General features: G+C 30.6%; 3 protein-coding genes and 1 pseudogene. 2 read left to right on the top strand and 2 right to left on the bottom strand.

Translation table 11 applies throughout. The features are described 5' to 3' along the window. Both FGK85_RS14830 and FGK85_RS14825 read left to right on the top strand, forming a co-directional pair. Positions 1–542 (top strand): transposase (locus FGK85_RS14830; protein WP_243122785.1); only part of this gene is annotated, 542 nt, incomplete at its 5' end. A gap of 334 nt (positions 543–876) precedes the next feature. After that, a complete protein-coding gene (locus tag FGK85_RS14825) occupies positions 877–1,542 on the top strand; it encodes an ECF transporter S component (RefSeq protein WP_138207904.1) in 666 nt (221 codons plus the stop codon). 270 nt (positions 1,543–1,812) lie between these two features. Here FGK85_RS14825 and pdxT read toward each other — a convergent pair whose 3' ends face one another. Together pdxT and FGK85_RS14815 are read right to left on the bottom strand one after the other, a co-directional pair. Beyond that, positions 1,813–2,436 (bottom strand): pyridoxal 5'-phosphate synthase glutaminase subunit PdxT, encoded by a 624-nt coding sequence (gene pdxT / locus FGK85_RS14820; RefSeq protein ID WP_396276551.1) that lies wholly within the window; start codon positions 2,434–2,436, stop codon positions 1,813–1,815. Positions 2,437–2,831: 395 nt separating this feature from the next. Then, positions 2,832–3,280, bottom strand: a pseudogene (locus FGK85_RS14815) (ISLre2 family transposase); the annotation flags it as partial.

Raw genomic sequence — 3,280 nt, 5'->3', positions numbered from 1 at the left:
AAGATGAACGACTTCATATTGTAAAAGATGCACTAGCTTTATTTAAGTGCCGTGAGGCAGATAAAGAATGGATAGTTAATAAAAAAAATAAAAATTATTTAAAGATAAAAGCTTGGGATGAAGATAATTTTGAAATGGCTGATTCAGAAATAAAAGTAAGGTTTATAAAGTTTATAGAAGAAATATATAATGGAGATAAAATGGAAATTAAAGAGTCATGGATTATAACGACGGATAAATTAACGTCGGTAGAAACTTTATGGGAAATAATGCATAAAAGGTGGGACATTGAAAATAATGCTTTTCATCAGTTAAAAACAGAATGGCATTTGAATCATTGTTTTCTTCATAGCCCTACGGGCATAGAAACAGTATTAATGTTTATAATAATAGCATTTAATCTAATGCAATTATATTTTTTTAGGTGTATAAGAAATTTTAGAAAGAAATATATGCTCCAAATAGATGTTATTGAAGATATAAGAGATGAAAGATTTATTATAGAAAATGGTTGGCATAACCCACTATTTGTAAAAACTTAATCAAATATAAAACTGGAAATTGATTTTAAAGATTTCTTGGGGTAGGGGATAGTGTAATTATTTTTGCGACCTAACGGTCTGCGGGCTTACCAGCCCTTTAAGTAAGTGTAAAAAGATACAATTCCAGTAAAAATAAAATTTTTACTGGAATTTAGGTGCTAAATCTCTGAAATTATTATCTTCCTATTGATTTATATGAAAATTCGGTGATATACTAATATCGTATGTAAAAGATGGCATTTATTACAAAGCCATACTATTTACATGCTAATTCTAATAAAATACCAAATTTCCAAATTATATCCTATTGGAATAAGAATGGAGGAATGTAAAAATGTCAGAAAAAGCATTGGAAAAAAGAAGATTTTCCACAAAACAAATTACTATTACAGGTATGCTTTCCGCTATATCTGTAGTACTGGGTATTACTGGGTTAGGTTATATACCTATACCACCATTTCACACAACTATAATGCACATACCTGTGATTATAGGTTCACTTCTAGAAGGCCCTGTAGTTGGCGGAATACTTGGTTTAATATTTGGACTAACCAGTATTTTTCAAGCTATAAAAACTCCAACGCCAGTTTCCTTTATATTTATTAACCCATTAGTTTCAGTACTTCCTAGAATATTAATAGGAATTACTCCTTACTATATGTACAAGTTATTAAAAAAGATTAAGTTTAATAACTTAAAGGAAAAGGTTTACTCAAACGATGGTACTACTAAATGGGGAAAATTCACTAGATATTTAGTAGATTATATTCAATTGATATTGTCCATAACCGTTGGCTCATTCACCAATACCATAGGTGTCTTAGGCATGATATATGTCCTATATCTAAATGAATATATAAAAGCCTTGGGAGTTAGCAGAGCTGCTGCCAACAAAACTTTTTTACTCTTAGTTCTAAATGGATTTATTTCAGCTTCCATGGCCATTTTGGTTTCATTGCCTATCATAAGAACCGTGAAAGCTGTGTATTATAAAAAATAATTGAGGAATTAATTGGTTAATTGGGGACGGTTAACAATTATTTACCGTTTAATTATTTATTTACCTGGAGATAGTTAACAACTTTTTATCGTAAACAAAAAAATAAATAGGAGACGGTTAACAAGTTTTCTCTTTTAATTAAACAAACAACTCGGGGACGGTTAACAACTTTTAATAGTAATATCTTACTAAAAGTTGTTAACCGTCCCTTTCTTTTTCCCCTTCTTTTTCTTTTTTTATTTACCTAAAGTTGTTAACCGTCCCCCTATTTTACCTGCCTAAAACAAATTTCTCAATAAAATATTCGTGAAATTCCAAGCTACTGGAAAGCTCAGGGTGAAAAGAAGTAACTAATATATTTTTCTCCTTGGCTGCTACTATATTTTCACCTACTTTGTGAATAACTTTTGTTTCTTTAGAAACCTCTACTATATAAGGTGCCCTTATAAATATAAGCTCCAATGGCTCATTACAAACTTCATGTATACTCTCCAATGTAACAAAGCTATATAATTGAGAACCATAGGCATTTCTCTTAACCCTTATATCCATTACTCCAAGATGGCATGCATCTTCTCCTTCTATCTCCTTAGCTAAGAGTATCATTCCTGCGCAAGTGCCCCAAGCTGGAAGCCCTTTATTTATAGCTTCTGCCAATGGATTTAACATATTTCTTTCTCTCAATATTTTACTTATAGCAGTACTTTCACCACCTGGCAATATAATGCCGTCTATTTTTTCTAAATCCTCTATTTTCTTAACTTCTATCGCATCATACCCTAGCTTTTTTATGTGATTTATATGCTCTAATACCCCTCCTTGAATAGCCAAAACTCCTATAACCAAATGGTCTTTGGAATTGCTATTCTCGTCTATACTTGTATGCTTATTCATATTGCTATTTATATTATTGTTTATGCTATTTATATTATTATTTATGCTATTTATATTATTACTTTAGTTCTGCAAAATAAAAAGTCAAATTGGTAATGCTACCAAAAAATAAATATGGCACACCGACGGTTTCCGTGATATATAAAAGTTATTACTCAATTAATCACACGGGAGGTTGTCAGTATGCCAAATAAATTTACTAACCATATTATATCCATAAATGATGAACTTTACAATTATTTAAATGATGTAGGTTTGTGTCAAGTTAAAGTGGGCAATTTTATTTCTTAATTTTTCCATTATAAATTCAGTTGAAAATTTTATTCCAAAAGGGCTTCGCCCGCAGCCCGAAAGGGCGCACTTATCCCGTTAACTTTTTATTCAAAATTTTAAAACTATCTATAAATAAGTTCACTAAAATTTTTTTCTTTAAAAAAGCTTTGTATAGCTTTTCTTCCATTAGTCATGGCGCAGCCTGTAAATGGTACTCTTGCTTGTTGTATAGGATAATACTTACTTTTCTTTACCTTCTTATTTACATCAGCTGCTGTTAATGTAATCATCTCTGTTATTGTTTCTAATTTATCATCTGAAACAACTCCTGAACATACCTCATTTATCACATTGTATATTCTTTTACTTGCTTTTTCAGCTAGTATTTTAGCTAAATTATTGGCACCTTTAATAGACCAACTCATTTTTCTTCCTTTCATTCTCTGAGCTAATACATCACATATATTGTGCTCCATTGTACCTAAATTTCTGTATTCTAATCCTTCTGGAGCCTTCGGCATTTTTATTTCTTCCCTTAGCTGATATGGCTTTAATCCTATCTTGTTATCAA

The sequence above is a fragment of the Haloimpatiens lingqiaonensis genome (assembly GCF_901447495.1).
Classification (GTDB): domain Bacteria; phylum Bacillota; class Clostridia; order Clostridiales; family Clostridiaceae; genus Haloimpatiens; species Haloimpatiens lingqiaonensis.
Note: the sequence above shows the minus strand (reverse complement) of the source record. Positions and strands in the feature narration are given on the sequence as shown.

Bases quoted from the DNA above. Each gene is read 5' to 3' on its own strand.
- FGK85_RS14825 (WP_138207904.1), top strand. From the start codon at position 877: ATGTCAGAAAAAGCATTGGAAAAAAGAAGATTTTCCACAAAACAAATT.
- pdxT (WP_396276551.1), bottom strand. From the start codon at position 2,436: ATGAATAAGCATACAAGTATAGACGAGAATAGCAATTCCAAAGACCAT.